At 69.7% G+C, this 14,378-nt stretch carries 13 protein-coding genes; 8 read left to right on the top strand and 5 right to left on the bottom strand.

Annotation, left to right across the window (positions count from 1 at the left end; all coding sequences use genetic code 11):
• Positions 1 to 171 precede the first annotated feature (171 nt).
• Positions 172 to 1,713: an alanine/glycine:cation symporter family protein gene (locus ACF09E_RS32920; protein ID WP_392209548.1), complete on the bottom strand. Its 1,542-nt coding sequence runs from the start codon at positions 1,711 to 1,713 to the stop codon at positions 172 to 174.
• A gap of 887 nt (positions 1,714 to 2,600) precedes the next feature.
• Between ACF09E_RS32920 and ACF09E_RS32915 the strand changes: the two genes are divergently transcribed.
• Complete coding sequence (locus ACF09E_RS32915; protein WP_392209546.1) at positions 2,601 to 3,602, top strand: TIGR00341 family protein; 1,002 nt, start codon at positions 2,601 to 2,603, stop codon at positions 3,600 to 3,602.
• Between the two features lie 226 nt (positions 3,603 to 3,828).
• Here the strand turns inward: ACF09E_RS32915 and ACF09E_RS32910 are convergent, their stop codons facing one another.
• Positions 3,829 to 4,389, bottom strand: a complete 561-nt coding sequence (locus tag ACF09E_RS32910; protein WP_392209544.1) for a CchlQ — start codon at positions 4,387 to 4,389, stop codon at positions 3,829 to 3,831.
• 239 nt (positions 4,390 to 4,628) lie between these two features.
• On the opposite strand from ACF09E_RS32910, the gene ACF09E_RS32905 reads away from it, so the two are divergent.
• The gene (locus ACF09E_RS32905) at positions 4,629 to 4,919 is read left to right on the top strand and encodes a DUF6191 domain-containing protein (RefSeq protein ID WP_392209542.1); all 291 of its coding nucleotides are present in this window, start codon (positions 4,629 to 4,631) and stop codon (positions 4,917 to 4,919) included.
• A 130-nt stretch (positions 4,920 to 5,049) separates the two neighbouring features.
• Here the strand turns inward: ACF09E_RS32905 and ACF09E_RS32900 are convergent, their stop codons facing one another.
• Entirely contained in the window at positions 5,050 to 5,757 is a 708-nt protein-coding gene (locus ACF09E_RS32900) for a hypothetical protein (protein ID WP_392209540.1), read from the bottom strand.
• 177 nt (positions 5,758 to 5,934) lie between these two features.
• On the opposite strand from ACF09E_RS32900, the gene ACF09E_RS32895 reads away from it, so the two are divergent.
• From ACF09E_RS32895 to ACF09E_RS32885, 3 genes are read left to right on the top strand one after another with little or no spacing between them, the layout of a single operon-like run.
• Positions 5,935 to 6,429: a hypothetical protein gene (locus ACF09E_RS32895; RefSeq protein WP_392209538.1), complete on the top strand. Its 495-nt coding sequence runs from the start codon at positions 5,935 to 5,937 to the stop codon at positions 6,427 to 6,429.
• A gap of 46 nt (positions 6,430 to 6,475) precedes the next feature.
• Positions 6,476 to 7,033, top strand: coding sequence for a hypothetical protein (locus tag ACF09E_RS32890; protein ID WP_392209536.1), 558 nt, complete (start codon positions 6,476 to 6,478; stop codon positions 7,031 to 7,033).
• A complete protein-coding gene (locus ACF09E_RS32885) occupies positions 7,011 to 7,814 on the top strand; it encodes a hypothetical protein (protein WP_392209534.1) in 804 nt (267 codons plus the stop codon). Before ACF09E_RS32890 ends, ACF09E_RS32885 begins: the two co-directional genes overlap by 23 nt.
• Positions 7,815 to 8,130: 316 nt before the next feature.
• Here ACF09E_RS32885 and ACF09E_RS32880 read toward each other — a convergent pair whose 3' ends face one another.
• Positions 8,131 to 9,540: a hypothetical protein gene (locus ACF09E_RS32880; protein ID WP_392209532.1), complete on the bottom strand. Its 1,410-nt coding sequence runs from the start codon at positions 9,538 to 9,540 to the stop codon at positions 8,131 to 8,133.
• Between the two features lie 442 nt (positions 9,541 to 9,982).
• On the opposite strand from ACF09E_RS32880, the gene ACF09E_RS32875 reads away from it, so the two are divergent.
• Both ACF09E_RS32875 and ACF09E_RS32870 read left to right on the top strand, forming a co-directional pair.
• The gene (locus ACF09E_RS32875; RefSeq protein ID WP_392209530.1) at positions 9,983 to 10,480 is read left to right on the top strand and encodes a YfbM family protein; all 498 of its coding nucleotides are present in this window, start codon (positions 9,983 to 9,985) and stop codon (positions 10,478 to 10,480) included.
• A gap of 372 nt (positions 10,481 to 10,852) precedes the next feature.
• A complete protein-coding gene (locus tag ACF09E_RS32870) occupies positions 10,853 to 11,947 on the top strand; it encodes a polyprenyl synthetase family protein (protein ID WP_392209528.1) in 1,095 nt (364 codons plus the stop codon).
• On the opposite strand, the gene ACF09E_RS32865 is transcribed toward ACF09E_RS32870, so the two are convergent.
• Positions 11,839 to 13,704, bottom strand: coding sequence for an FAD-dependent oxidoreductase (locus ACF09E_RS32865; RefSeq protein WP_392209526.1), 1,866 nt, complete (start codon positions 13,702 to 13,704; stop codon positions 11,839 to 11,841). The two genes, ACF09E_RS32870 and ACF09E_RS32865, sit on opposite strands and share 109 nt — an antisense overlap.
• A 397-nt stretch (positions 13,705 to 14,101) precedes the next feature.
• Here ACF09E_RS32865 and ACF09E_RS32860 point away from each other — a divergent pair, with 397 nt between their 5' ends.
• Positions 14,102 to 14,266 (top strand): hypothetical protein, encoded by a 165-nt coding sequence (locus ACF09E_RS32860; protein ID WP_392209524.1) that lies wholly within the window; start codon positions 14,102 to 14,104, stop codon positions 14,264 to 14,266.
• Positions 14,267 to 14,378 lie beyond the last annotated feature (112 nt).

Raw genomic sequence — 14,378 nt, 5'->3', positions numbered from 1 at the left:
CTGAGGGGCTTCTTGACGCGTTCCATACACCCTATCGGGAGGGCCGGGGTGCTGCCAGGGTGGGTTTGACGTGCGGTGATGTGGTGCGGGCAGGGGACAGGGCCCGTATCCGCCCAAGGCGCGGGGGAGGGTACGGGCCCTGTCGTAGGAGCCGGGCCGCCGGGGGGACGGTCAGACGGTGGTCTTCACCGGCTCCTGGTCTTCGTCCTCGTCGGTGTCCGTCTCCAGGCCGGCGTCGCGGCGGCGGACGAAGTCGAGGAAGGTGCTGAGTTCCCGCTTGACGACGGGGGCCAGCAGGTACAGGCCGATGATGTTGATGACGGCGAGCATGAAGAGCACCGCGTCGGCCATGTCGATGAGGGTCTGCAGGGTCAGCAGGGAGCCGCCGACCGCGAAGAGGGTATAGAGGACCTTGAAGGTGAGCTCGCTGGCCCGGCTGCGGCCGAACAGGTGGGTCCAGGCCTTCATGCAGTAGTAGCCCCAGGTCAGCACCGTGGAGATGGCGAACAGCATCACGGCGATGGTGAGGATGTAGGGGAACCAGGGCAGGACGGTGGCGAAGGCGTCGGAGGTGATGGTCACGCCGCCGATGGACTCGCCGTTGCGTGCCTCGCCCCAGCTGGCCGGATTGGCGATGACGATGGTCAGCGCCGTCATGGTGCAGATGATGACGGTGTCGATGAACGGCTCCAGCAGGGCGACCAGGCCTTCGGACGCGGGGTGCTTGGTCTTGACCGCGGAGTGGGCGATCGGGGCGGAGCCGAGGCCCGCCTCGTTGGAGAACGCGGCCCGCTTGAAGCCGATGATCAGTGCGCCGAGGACGCCGCCGGCGACGCCCTCCGGGTTGAAGGCGCCTTCGATGATCGTGGAGATCGCGGAGGGGATCGCGGAGGCGTTGACGGCGATGACGACCAGGCAGCCGATGATGTAGATGCCGGCCATCGCCGGGACGAGCGCGCCGGTGACGGTGGCGATGGAGCGGATGCCGCCGAGAAGCACGATGCCGACGAGCGCGGCGACCAGGACCCCGAAGAAGAGGGCGCCGCCGGAGCCGCCCATCAGGCCGTCCTCACCGCCGGTGACGGAGACCAGCTGGGCGTAGGACTGGTTGACCTGGAAGAGGTTGCCGCCGAAGAGGCCGAAGAACAGGACGAATGCGGAGGCGAGGACCGCGAGGACCTTGCCGAGGGTCTTGCCGCGGGCGCCGAAGCGCTCGGCGAGGCCCTTGGGCAGGTAGTGCATGGGGCCGCCGGAGACGGTGCCGTCGGAGTGCACCTCGCGGTACTTCACACCGAGGGTGACCTCGACGAACTTCGTGGCCATGCCGAGCAGGCCGCAGAGGATCATCCAGAACGTCGCCCCGGGCCCGCCGATCGAGACGGCGACGGCGACACCGGCGATGTTGCCCAGACCGACGGTTCCGGAGACGGCGGCGGTCAGCGCCTGGAAGTGGTTGACCTCACCGGTCGAGCCCTTCTCGTCGTACTTGCCGCGGACCACCTTCAGGGCGAGCGGGAACTTGCGTATCTGGATCAGGCCGAACCAGGCCGAGAAGACCAGACCGGCCACGACCAGCCAGGCGACGATCAGCGGGAGCTCGGTGCCGTTGACCGGCACCGAATAGAAGACGACGTCTCCGAGCCATGCGGCGATGGGCTCGAAGAATCCGCTGACGGCCTCGTCGACGGAGTCGGTGAAGGAGTCGAGTGACATGTGGCAGAACCTCGATGGCGCAGACCGGTCCCGTGCGGAGGGCCGGTGTGTGGTGGCGGGCTGTGAGCGAACGCCGTTGTCCGATCGGCGACCCGTGGCGCCACCGGTCCGCGGACACGGATCGGGGAGGGGCGCCTTGGTCGTGCAGGTGTGGCGAGAACTGCAGGTGGTGCCGCGACCTGGTGCGGCCGCCACTCCGGACGTCCGGCGAGGGGTGGGCCGGATGCGGAGTTGCGTATTCCTAGCACGCTCTTTACGTTCTCTTTAGTGATGCACATCACATCTGAGCGACCTGTATGCCGTCCGTCCGCGTCTGGTGACCCGATCGTTATCCGGATCTGAGGTTCCCCTGAGCGAACAGGCCCCCACACCGTCGCCTCCCCGGCGGCCCGCGCGGTACGACGAACCCGGTCAATTCGGACGCGTGAGCGTCTCGGTCCACCCAGGGGCGGGCCTCGACAGCAGACCGATCCCCGCACCGTCTGCCGCGGACCCCGATCTTCAGCGAGCGCCGTGCCATGCGAGCGCAGCCGCACCCTGCTGGTCCTGCTCCTGCCGGCGACGGCGGCAGCCCTCGTCACGGCGCGGCATCAGGGTCGATCAGACCCTCCCCTTCAGGAAGCCTCCGCCGAACCCGCAGGTGCGCACCTCCGGGCCGTGGGACCGCCCTGGGAGGTCCGCGTTGTCGACCGGGGGCCTCCGGGGCCTCCGGGGGCGGCCTCCGGCGGCACGTAGCGGCATCGCCTACCGCTCCCTGTGGGACTTGAGCCCGTACACCGCCCGCTACCGACTCCGACGGGACAGGGACTCTGATCCCGGCTCCCGAGCAGAACCATCTGCCCGTGTCCTACCCGGCTGAACCTCCCCGCTCGTGATTGTTTGGACGCATGATGAGCAAGGTTCGCGCCCGCGTCCTGCCGGCCTCTCAACGCCGCTCGCTGGACGAACTGACGCAGGATCTGATCCTGTCGACCGGGGACACCACGTCCAAGCGCTCGGCCTTCTGGACGATGCTGACACTGTCTTCGATCATCGCGGCCGGCGGAGTGCTCACCGACTCGACGGCGACCGTGATCGGCGCCATGATCATCGCTCCGCTCTCCACGCCCATCATGGGCATCGCACTCGGATCGGTGCTGCGCCGACGCACCGGATCGGTCACGATCGTCCTTCTCGCCTGCCTGCTGGTGATCGCGATCGGAATCGTCATGTCGACGGTTCTGCCCAGCAGCTACGACCTGTTGTCGAACAGCCAGATCTCCTCCCGCACGTCACCGGACCTGATGGATCTGATCGCCGCCCTGGCCACCGGCTTCGCCGGAGCGATCGCCCTGGCCCGCCGGGACGTCGCCGCCGTGCTGCCCGGCGTCGCCATCGCCATCTCCCTCGTCCCGCCCCTGGTCGTGGTCGGCGTGTGCCTGGGGCAACTGTCGGGATGGCTCGCACTGGGCGCCCTGGCACTGTTCGTATCGAACCTCTTCGCCCTGGTCTTCGCCGGCATGGTGGTCTTCGCGGCGCTCGGATACGCCGCGGAGGCCGATAAGGCAGCCGGGCACCCGGCCGGCAGGGCGTCCGTCGCCATGGCCCTGCTGTTCGTCGTCGTGTTCGTTCCGCTGACGGCCAACACCGTCGCCACGCTCCTGCTGAACGTCTGGACCGGCCGGACCAAGGAAGCGGCGCAGCAATGGCTCGCGGACGAGTCGGGCGCGTCGGTGACGAGTGTCGACGCGAATTCGCGAACGATGTACATCCACGTGCGGAGCCCGGGAGACCTGCCGCCCGTGCAGTCCTTGATCGACCGGCTGGAGGGCCAGATCCCGGACGGGATCCCCATCGTGGTGGACGCCTCGCGCGGGCGGCGTATCGACGCTGGGAAGGTGGGCGGATGAGTGCCGGCCCAGCTGGGCCGCACTGCGCGGGTGACCCCTGACGGCTGCGGCGGGGCCGTAGCGCGGAAAGGCGAAGCGGCGCGCTCCCTTTCACTGCGCCGGCCTCGGGAAAGACGAGTGGTCGGGACGCGCTCGACCACTGTGCCCCGCCCGCCGCCGCCCGGTCCTCCCATCGTGTCACGCGTGGTCTCCCTCATGACGGTCCTGGAGTTGCGGCCGGGGCGGGTCAGCGCTGTGCGGGCTCGGTGCCCGTCTGCTGCTGTACGCAGTGTGGGCAGCGTTCACGGCCGTCCCAAGCGGACCAGCCGAAGTCGGTCGGGGTGAGGGCGTGGCCTTCGAGCTCGTTGCGGACGGCTTCCCGGTACGCCCAGACGGCGTCGAGGTAGGGGTGGTAGACGTCGTGGAACGCTGGGGTGGAGATACCCGCGCCGGTCGCGACGGTCCTGCGCAGAGCCCGGAGGCACTCGAACATGGTCTGGCCTGCGCCCGCGATCCGGGCGCTGGCGTCGAGGAAGAGGCGCTCGCGGACCTCGTAGATGCGCGCGTCCGTCAGTGCCAGGCGGGTCGCCTCCTCCAGGTCGGTGGACCCGGCGCCGCTCTGGGCGAGGCGGCGCAGTTCGGTGTGGGCCGCGCCCGCCGCCGCGATGAACTCCGTGTAGACGTCCCGGCGGCGCGCCTGAAGACTGCGGCGGTGTTCCTGGCGGGTACGCAGACGGTCGGCCAGCACCGTGCCCGCTATCGCGATCAGACCGCCGCCCAACGTGGCGACCAGCGTTGCCCACTCCACATGCGCTCCCAGCCGGTGCGGGCGCCCCCGTGGTGCCCTCCCGCAGATCATGCCCGACGGCGGGGCCGGCAGAGGTGGCCTCGGGTCAGATGCTCGGCCGGGACGGCTCCGCCCGCGCATCGCCGGATGTGACCCGGCGGCCCGTACGGCGGGAGCGCGTGCTGGGGGAATGGGGCACCGCTTGCGGGAGGGGCTCGGCGGCCGGTGACAGGCCGGCCGTCCTGTGCTCTGATGACCGGATGGAGTTCGCCGTGTTCGTGACGCTGCCTGGCCTGGTGATCGTGCTGACCCTGGTTGCCTTCGCCGACCAGCTGCTCCGCATGAGCGGGCGCGGCAGGCGCACCGGCCAGGTCTCCTCGACCGGCTTCGAGCAGCTGCACGCCACGTTCTCGCAGGGCAAGCAGAACGAGCTCAAGGAACGTCAGAGCGCGCTGGTGATGCGGGACGACGAGGAGGACGGCGCCCCGCCGCACCGTTCCACGGTGGACCTGCAGGGCGGACGGGCCGTCATCAGGCTTGGCCGGCCATAGCGCCCGTGGCCCGCGTCGTCCTCTCCGGCAGCAGCAGGGGGCGATGTCGCTGTCCCGCTCGATGACCATGAAGTGGTTCTGCAGGCCGAAGGCCGGGCCCGCTGGCAGAGACGACCGACGCAGAGGCCGGTCAGTGAACGCGGTCACCGCACTCCGCCGGGAGCAGTACGGCGCCGGGCAGCAGTTCCGCCGGATGCCGCCCCCTCACCCGCAGGCATGCGTCAGCAGAGCCGTCCACCGGCGGGTACTCCAGGACGACCTCCTCCAGTAGGGAGACTGTGCCGCCGGCATGGAGTTCCGCTGCGTGTGCGCCGCTGGGGAGACTGCCTGCCAGAGCCCCGAAGGCCGCCGTGTCCTGGCTGTCGGCGGCGCACTCTGCGATCTCGAAAAGCCAGTGCTCGGCCGCACCGTCGACGAGCGCCTTGCCCCTTCGCCCCATGCTGATGAGAAGCGCTGAGCGGGTTCGCACCTGGTGTGCGATGGCGCAGCAGATCGGCACGGCTGTGCTGTAGGACGTCGTCACCCGCCGGTACTCGTCGTGGGGATAGCACGCCAGGGCCTCGTCGATCAGCCCCAACGCGACGTCCCGAGCCGGCGGGTGCCCCTTCTGCGCGATGTCCAGGAGCAGAGGGGCCGCGACCGCTGCCGCCGGAAACACCGCGGCACTGTGACCATGCAGGATTCCGCCGCCACCGAGCAACGAGCCTCCCGCAGCCGCCTGGACGAGGTTCGTCGCACCCGTCAGCGCGCGCAGACCCCGGGCAGCACGCGCCGGTTCGTACCAGTCGGGATGGCCTGGTATGCCGCCCCAGTCCACCGCGTCGATCGCATCCCTCACGACAGCATCCTCGCACCTGACCACCATCCTCAAGGCGCCGTGGTGCCCTTGACCCTCGACCACAGGCCACGGCTCAGCAGCACACGTCATCAGACGGACAGGCTAGTAATTGATTCGGGTTGCGAGCTTCTATACATTCGCAACGTCCACGTCGCCGTGAATGGCCTGGGAGACGCGATGCCCGAAGAGAACGCCGGAGACCGAAGCGCAAATCAGTATGCTCGGATCATCACATTGGCTGCGGCCAGAATTCAGATGGCTGATCTGCTCGGCCGTATTCAGGGTAGACGATCAGGTTTTGTAAGCGCCGAGCTGGACAGGATTATCGGCGATCTGCAGCCCATGGGTGACAGTCTCCGACTCGGAAACGCAACCGGTCTTTTCGCGTTCCCTGCCGCCGGCGGCCCCGGCGAGGCGGGCGAAGAGGCCGCCGCCGACCTTGCCGCGTTCGGCGACATGCTTCGCGAGGCGGCCAGCGACTTCGCCGACTTCGTGACGGACGTCCTTGCGGCCGGCAAGATCCTTCCGGCGGAAGCGGCAGTTCCTGAACTGGTCGCCTTGGCGCACCTGGCCGATGAAGTGAGTCGGGGTGCGAGCGTCGAGGATCTCGCAGAGATCAAGCAGCAGATCATCTCCTCGTACTCTTCACGCCTCTCCGGAGGAGAAAAGTAAGCCTCCCGCCCGGGGGGCTTCTGGCTGGTAAGGAGGGAGCGGTCGCATGTCACAGGTCTGGGAACTCGGAGTGTGCATCTGTCTGGCGCTCTGGTGGGTCGCTTCCGCCGTTGCACAGCACAAGAGAGTTCGCACCTTCCTGCTCTCCTGGTGGGACAACTGCTGGATCAGTCCCCTCCTGCCGGTGTTCACCTTCTTTGCGCCGCGCCCGGCCTCCCGCGACTTCTACCTCTTGATTCGCTCGTGGAACGACGGGGAAGCCGGACCTTGGCGCGAGATCGAGGTGGGATCCTCGTGGCGGTGGTTCCACTGTCTCTGGAACCCTGGAAAGCGCCAGGGAAAAGCTCTGTCCGACATCGTCAACAACCTCCTGACCGAGCCGCCGAAGTCGGACGTGCAGTTAGTCCTCCATAACTCCTACCTTCAGCTACTCTGCCTGGCTTCCTCATTCCACAGAGGAGAAGCCTCCACCCACGTACAGTTCATGGTGCTCGCCGCAGGCGGACACAACTCCGATGAGGCTCCCGCGGTCACCCTGCTCTCGAACCTGCACCGGCCGGCTGCTAAGAAGGTGACGCGCGATGACAACCGAGTCCGCGCTTGATCTGACGCAACGACTTATCGGATTCGCTGCATGCATCACCGCTCTCGAAGCCGCAGGAGCGCGATCACTGCTGCCACAACAGGGTCTGCTCTCGTGGAGAATCTCAAGGCTCCGCCGGGTCGATACAGCCACCGGATCCACCGGAACCATCCTCGGATTCCTCTTCGACGGCCACAGAGTCTGGGCGACCTTCTTCGTACGGGCCGCGCTCGGCTGCGCCCTGATGTTCACGGATCAGACCTCCCTATCGGCGCTCCTCTGCGGAGCACTGGTCGCTCTGATCCTGCTCTCCCACCTAGCCACGCCCCAGGGGAACGACGGCTCGGATCAGATCACGCTGATCTCCTCCACCGCTCTGCTGCTGGCTCGTCTTTCGCCCGCAGACTCTCTGGCGCAGCAAGCCTGCCTGGCTTTCATCGCCGCCCAACTGACACTGGCGTACTTTGCTGCCGGCGTAGCCAAGGTATTCGGCCCTTCCTGGCGTGCCGGAACCGCGGTGGCCGAAATCGTCTCCACCCGAACGTACGGCGCGAAATGGATCGCCCAGATCGCAAGACGCCGACCCGGGTCCTTCGTCTGCGCTACGTACGGCACCGTGCTGTTCGAGGTGGCGTTCCCCGTGGTCTTCTTGCTGCCGCCAAGTTTCACCGCCCTGTTCCTGGGGGTAGCGATGTCGTTCCATGTGTGCGTGGCCTTCCTCATGGGGCTCAACAGCTTCGTCTTCGCCTTCGCAGCGACCTACCCTTCGATCATCTGGGCACAGGAGACCCTGCACTCCTGATGCCGATCCCCAACACCGCGGTGGTGCCGCATCTACCCGGTGCTGCCGACCCGGTGACACACGTCCCAGTCGAGGCAACGACTACCTGGTCGGCATGGGCCGAGTAGGTGAGCAGGTCTGACCCCGAAGACCCCTGTCGACACGTGTCGTCTGTCGTCTGTCGACCGGGCCCTGCCCGTGGTGAGAGCGCGAGCCGAACGCGGCATCGCGCGTCTCGAGTGCTGCCGTGTCCTCCGCCAACCCCCGGCCCCAGCCGAACGGCATGACCGCCCTCGCCGCAGCCGTCCTCACCGGGGACCGTCAACGCGCAGCATGATCAGTGCACCGACAGGCCCAGGCGATTCCTGGCGTTGCTGAGGTCCGCGGTGAGCGCGTCGCTCACGGGATCGCCAGCGCGTTCCAGTGCGTCGACGAGGACGGCGGCTCCGGCCAAGGCGCTCTCCTCGGCCTCGCGCAGCGGCACGGTCGCGGTGGAGTCGCCGGTGTTGAAGGCGGTCAACCGGCGTGCGGCATCGCAGAGAAGAAGTGCCTCCCAGAGGGCGCGCAGTGCCGCGTGTGGGCGATCGGATGCGATCAGCTGGTGGCCGATCCGGGCGAGCGAAGTGACCTGGCGTGGAACAGCGTCGACCACGTTCATCCGGCCGGTGGCCGAGAACCTGGCCCTGTCACCGCCGCAGAGGGAGAGTCGTAGCGTCCGGATCTCCAGCGGATCCAGGCCGCCGGCCCCCACACCGCCCGCGAGCCTCGTGGACGCCGTCCGCTCCGCTTCCAGCAGTACCTCCCGCAGACTCGGCGCAAGCGCCGCCCCGACCTCCCGCTCCATCTCCGCAACCCGGTCGTGCGACCCGCGGGCGGCCATGGCAAGATGTTCGGCCGCCTCCGCCTCCCGCCCGGCCTCTCTCAGATGGACACCGATGCGTGCATGAGCCCGAGAACTCCCGACCCCGCCGAGTTCCGCGGCCTCCAAGATCACGCCGTCCACGGCCAGCGCCGCGTCCCACCGCCCACGCGCCGCCTCCAGCATGGACACGACCGGGGCGGCGAATCCGATCGCGTACGGGATCGCCTCAGCGCCGATCCGGCCCATCTCCCGGTATCGAGCGAGGGACTCCTGGCCGCATTCCAGAGCCAGTTCATGGTCCCCTACGCGCAGTTGGATCACCGCCCCGACCGCGAGGATCCGCGCCACGTCCCCGGACCGATCCGAGAGGGGAGTGAAGGCCCCCGCCCGCATGTACCCACCGATCGACATGTCCAGATCGCTGAGCGCACTGAACGGGCGGCCCCACTCGGCATAGGCTCGGGCCCGTCGCAGCTGGACATCGGCCACCAGCACGACCGCGGAAACGGGACCCGACTCCTGCAGGTCACCCCTCTGCTCACCCTCCTCTCGGGTGGGGAGCTCCTCCGATTCCATCCGCTGGTACAGCTCCTCGGCCTGGTCCAGGGCTACGACCGCACCGGCCGCGTCTCCGACATCAGTCCTGGCCCGCCCCATGGCGTAGAGCAGTCCCGCCCTGGCCCGGGGAACCTCAGACAGGTCCGGGGAAGCGGTGTCCAAACGGTCCAGAGCGTGCTGAGCCCGCGCGAACTCGGCCAGCGCCTGTGCCGGCCCCTGGCCCTGCTCGGCGGCGAGCCCCCGTTCGTAGGCCGTCCGGTACTCACGGATCGCCTGCTCGGCACGATCCCCGCCCTGAGAGGCTCCACGCCGCCGAAATATCTTCATCTTCCGTACGATCCCCTTGGGTTGACTGCATCCGGCCGTCCCGTGAAACGTCGGCATCCTGTCACGGCGTCGACAGCGGATGCCTTCGTTCCGCGCCGAAGGGGTCTGTCACAGGGCTCCCGGCCGACCTGCGCCGGGGCATCGGTCTGCGTGTGTGTGGGCGAGGCGCGAGGCACCTGGCGCTGAGAGCGGCCTTCCTCCGCGCGCCTCGGCAAGCCCTGCTGCGAGCGCACCGCGACGCCGGCGGCCACCGTGGCTACGGCCTGACCCCGTACGGCGGGGCCATGGTGCTTCGGCTCAGGGCACACCCCATCGGAGCGCGACGCCCCTTCACCGGCCCCGTACGTTCGCCTGCGGCGGGGTCGGCAGCGGCCCTGGCCACGCCGTTCACCTTGCTGGACGCCAGGGGGTCTTGTCAGTGCCTTCTCCTACGATGTGGTCCATGAGCATGATCGGGCACTACCTCCGTCTTACCCCGGCCGAACTCGAGCGCGCGTTGCAGGAACCCGGCTGGGCCGCCGAGCACGCGCACGCGCAGTACGGCGGCGATGAAGCGGCCGCTGAGGCGCGGGTGCATGAGACGGACAAGGCGTGGCACGCCCTCGACTTCCTGCTGGGCCGGCGTGGGTTTCCGGTGGACGTGGTCTTCGGGGAGGCGGACATGCCCTGGCCGGAGGGCGAGGACTGGGGGTACGGTCCGCCCCGGCTCCTCACCGCCGACCGGGTACGGGCTGCTGTGGATGCCCTGGAGGCCCACGCTCCCGACAGTCTGACCGACGGTGTCACCCCGGCCGATCTTGCCGCCGCGGAGGTCTATCCGCAGATCGTCTGGGAGCGCGGCGAGGAACCGGACTGGGTCGCCGCCCACTGGGCCGACCTCGCGAAGTACCTGCGCGCCGCGGCCCGGGAGGGCGACGCGATACTCCTGTGGATCTCCTGAGCCGAGCGGATCGAGGCTCTCCCAGAGGGGGCATTGTGCGGCTCAGGCGAGTGCAGAGTCGACCTGGGGCGCGCTGGGGAACGAGCATGTCAGGCTGCGTGATGCCCCTGCGGGGTGGTGGCGGGGCGCGGCTGCTGAGCCTGGAGTCCAGTGCGAGAGGCGAGGAAGAACCGGCGGACGAGCAGGCTGCGGATGACGCGTCGCTCCACTGGCCGTCCGTCAAGCATCCGCGGTGGAAGCGGGCCCCCGTCACGACCTCTGCGCATGGCGCCCGGTCGGGAGCGAGTGCGCGGCCGGGTAGCCTCGTGGACGTCTTGAGTCCCGCCGTGCCGGTCCCTTTCCGATGGCCGGCCGGCTGCGTCCGGAGGATCTGTGTCGGCCGTCTCGCTGTCGTCGCCCGGGGTTCAGGCCCTTCTTGTGGAGGCCCGGAGCCGTACGGACGCGGTGGTGGCTCCTTTGCTGGAGCGGGTGGATCCCGAAGCCGCGGGGGTGCTTGCCTATCAATGGGGGTGGCGGGGGACCAGGGGCGAGCTTGTCGCCGGGGGTGGACGGGGGAAGGCAGTGCGCGCGGCGCTCGTGTTCGCGGCTGCCCGCGCCACGGGGGACGGTCCGGGCAGCGAGGACGATCCCTTGGTCCGGGCCGGTGCAGCGGCTGTGGAGGTGCTCCACACGCTCTCACTCCTCCACGACGACGTGATGGACGGCGACGCGCTGCGGCGGGGCAGGCCGGCGGCGTGGAAGGTCTTCGGTGCCGACGTCGTCGAGTCCGCGGTGCGTGCTCTGACCCCCGACGCTCTGGAACTGGCTTTCCGCGACGTCCTGGGTGTGTCCGGCCGGCCGGGGATTGCTCCGCCGAGGCTGGCCGGGGCCGCGCGGGCCACCGGACTGCTCGGGGACGCGCTTGTGCGCCTGGCCCAGGGGCAGGCGCTCGATCTCGCCCTGGAGGAGGAAGCCCGTTGTGACACCGCCACGATTCTCCGGGTACACGCGGACAAGACCGGCTCCTTGTTCGCCTGCGCCTGCGCGTTGGGGGCCGCTCCCGAGGCCGCCGGTGATCTGGCTGTGTTCGGGGAGAACCTCGGCATCGCCTTCCAGATCGTCGACGACGTCCTCGGCCTCTGGGGTGATCCTGCGGTCATGGGGAAGCCGGCCGGTGCCGATCTGACAGCCCGCAAGAAGTCCTACCCGGTGGCCGTGGCCCTGTCCGGGGAGGGTACGCGCCACGACGTCGCCGGTACGGGAAGGCTGCGCGAGCTCTACGCGAGGCCCGAGCCGTGGACGTTGGAGCAGGCCGGCGAGGTACGGCGTCTCCTGGACGGCTCGGGTGCCCGAGGTGTGGCGGAGGCGGCGGCGAGGGCTCATGAACGCAGGGCGCTCGACGCTCTCGCCCGGGCCTGCCCGCCGTCGCGGAAGGCGGGTGACGATCTGCGGGCGCTGGCGGCCTTCGTCACAGGACGCGCGTACTGATCACCTGGTGATCGTCCAAGGAGCCGGCCGGTCGAAGGCGTTGGGCAGGCCCGCCGCGTGCAGCGCGTCGTCCAGGAGCCGTAGCCGTTCGAGTTCGGGAGCCTCCGGGCGTCTTCGCACGACACACTGCGGCGCCCGTGAACCCGCTGTTTGAAGAAGGGCGTTGACCGCGGCCTTGGCGCTCTGGTCGGCGGCCTCCATCGTCGCGAGGTTGAGGTCGACGTCCACGTGGTCCCGGCCTGGAAGAGGTTGGGTATCTTGCCCGCGGGCCGGGGGCGCCAGCGGCGCGAGCCCGCCGTGCTGATCAGAAGCGGTTCCGCGTTGCGGGCGAGGGCCCCCGGTTCGGTGGGCCACTGGATCGCCGGGTCCGTGAAGCAGGAGTGCACCAGGTCCGGGGCGAGCAGTTCCCGCCCGTCGAGGCGCAGCGAGTCCGCCAGCTGGTGCCACACCTCCCGGATCGCCTCCTCGCGGGTGCACGCACGGGCGGGTTTGCCGGTCAGCGGGCCGGGCACGGCCCACGCCGACACGTCCACGGACAGGCAGTCGCGGACCGTTCCGTCGCCGTACCGGTCCGCGAAGTCCGGACCGGACCAGAACTGGGCCTGGGCGACGGAGGTCAGGGCCCACGGCGAGTCCACGTGGATGATGTGCCCCCGGACGAGCGGAGTCGGTTCGCGCAAGAAGAACTGCATGCCGGTCATCCAGTCCGTCTCCAGCCTGTCGATGTCGGGCAGCGAGTCGTCCAGCTCGCACACCTCCGGGCCCAGGGTCCGTACGGCTGTCTCGGCCGGAACCGCGCAGACGAACCAGTCGGCGTCGATCTCGCGCAGAGCACCGGAGGGGGTGCGGACGGCGGCGGCACGCACCGCACCGCCCTGCGTCCGCAGCCGGATCACCCGATGCCCCACCAAGAACCGCACCCCGAGCCCGGCCAGATGGGCGGCCCACGGGCCGATCCACGCCTCCGTCGTCGGGGCGTCCAGGACACGGTCGGCCTCCGCGTGACCGGAGCCGCCCAGCAGTCCCGACCAGAACTCCACCTGTGTACGCCCGATGGACGCGACGCTGGCCACTTCGGCCTTGGCCGCGACGAGACTGCGGGTCGGACCGATCACGCAGAGCCGCCGGTACTCCTCCGAGGCGGTGGCGCCCGCGGTGAACTCCCACCAGGTGGTGTTCTCGAACTCGTCGTCGTGACGCGCCGCGCCACTGGTGGCGTAGACGAGCAGCCGGTTGGCGAAGTGGGCGCTCTCCGCCGAGGTCAGTCCGGGGGTCCTGGCCAGCAGCCTGCCCGCCGCCCGCAGCGTCGCCTCGACGCTGCGGGCCGCGGGGCCACCGGAGATGTCCACGACCACGCCGTCCCGGCCCCGGTCCCGCGCGTACAGCACCTCCGACGTGGCGACCAGCCGATCGGCGACAGTACGCCCGGCGCCACCGGCACCGGCTCCTGGAGAGGGAATCCGGGCCATCGTCTCGGTGACGTTCCGGTAGAACCCGGGGAAGAAACGGAAGCCGTGCTCCCCGGGAAGGTCACGACGCCCCTCACGGCCGGTGCCCAGGACCGGGATGCTGCGTGCCTTGCCGCCCAGGGCACGCGCCTCAACCACCGTCACGGAGAAACCGCGCTCGGCCAGTTCCATAGCGGCCGTCAGGCCGGCCGGACCACCGCCGATCACGACCACCCGGCGTCCGGCGAGTGTTCCCGCTGGCCCGGCCGCCGCCGTCCCCATGCCGCTCGCTCCCGTTCGTACTCGCACGCCCGCCCCCGATCCGTCGCGTCGCGGCGCGGAAGGTCTGGGCGCGCCTGGGCAACATCACCACACCGGCGGGAACACGCGCCAACCGAGCACGGACGCCGGCCTCGCCGAGACCGGGCCCGGTGAGGCGGACGCGCCTTCTGGGAAGACGTGGTGGAGGTCCGGGGCGGCGATGGGGACGATGCCGCGCTGCCGCCGGTGCGCTGGTCGCGATACAGGCTCAGGCGGCCGCCGTCGTCCTCGCCTTGGGCTTCGACGCCCCGTCGTCGTCGGCAGGACACCACGCTGATCAGCGAGGTCCCGCTTGCGCAGGAAGACGTCATGAAGGGCCGCGGCGTCGTCAGCATCGCGGCGACCCTCCCTTCAGCTCCCGGCACCGGGCGCGGCCGGCGCAATCGTGATCGCCGTCGATTACGCGGCCCTGTCTGAGGAGCTGGTCGAGCGTCTCCCCGACCTGGTGCGCCGCGAGTGCCTGGCCGTCGGCCTGAGCGGCGCGCTGCACTCGCACATCGACCTCGGCACAGAGCCCCGCCGGGGCCGGCAGCGCGATGTGTCGGCATGATCGGCGAGGGGGGCACGCGCAGGTCCTCGTCCAAGGCGTGACCGTGTCTCCCTCCTGAACCTCCTCGACGGGGTGTCCAGGCGCGGCGTCACCGTGCCCGTACCGTCGCGGT

It is taken from the genome of Streptomyces sp. NPDC014891 (assembly GCF_043081085.1).
Lineage (GTDB): Bacteria > Actinomycetota > Actinomycetes > Streptomycetales > Streptomycetaceae > Streptomyces.
Note: the sequence above shows the minus strand (reverse complement) of the source record. Positions and strands in the feature narration are given on the sequence as shown.

Excerpts from the sequence above, each read along its gene's own strand:
- ACF09E_RS32895 (WP_392209538.1), top strand. The coding sequence starts at position 5,935 with ATGCCCGAAGAGAACGCCGGAGACCGAAGCGCAAATCAGTATGCTCGG.
- ACF09E_RS32885 (WP_392209534.1), top strand. The coding sequence starts at position 7,011 with ATGACAACCGAGTCCGCGCTTGATCTGACGCAACGACTTATCGGATTC.
- ACF09E_RS32875 (WP_392209530.1), top strand. The coding sequence starts at position 9,983 with ATGAGCATGATCGGGCACTACCTCCGTCTTACCCCGGCCGAACTCGAG.
- ACF09E_RS32890 (WP_392209536.1), top strand. The coding sequence starts at position 6,476 with ATGTCACAGGTCTGGGAACTCGGAGTGTGCATCTGTCTGGCGCTCTGG.
- ACF09E_RS32880 (WP_392209532.1), bottom strand. The coding sequence starts at position 9,540 with ATGAAGATATTTCGGCGGCGTGGAGCCTCTCAGGGCGGGGATCGTGCC.
- ACF09E_RS32905 (WP_392209542.1), top strand. The coding sequence starts at position 4,629 with ATGGAGTTCGCCGTGTTCGTGACGCTGCCTGGCCTGGTGATCGTGCTG.
- ACF09E_RS32915 (WP_392209546.1), top strand. The coding sequence starts at position 2,601 with ATGATGAGCAAGGTTCGCGCCCGCGTCCTGCCGGCCTCTCAACGCCGC.
- ACF09E_RS32920 (WP_392209548.1), bottom strand. The coding sequence starts at position 1,713 with ATGTCACTCGACTCCTTCACCGACTCCGTCGACGAGGCCGTCAGCGGA.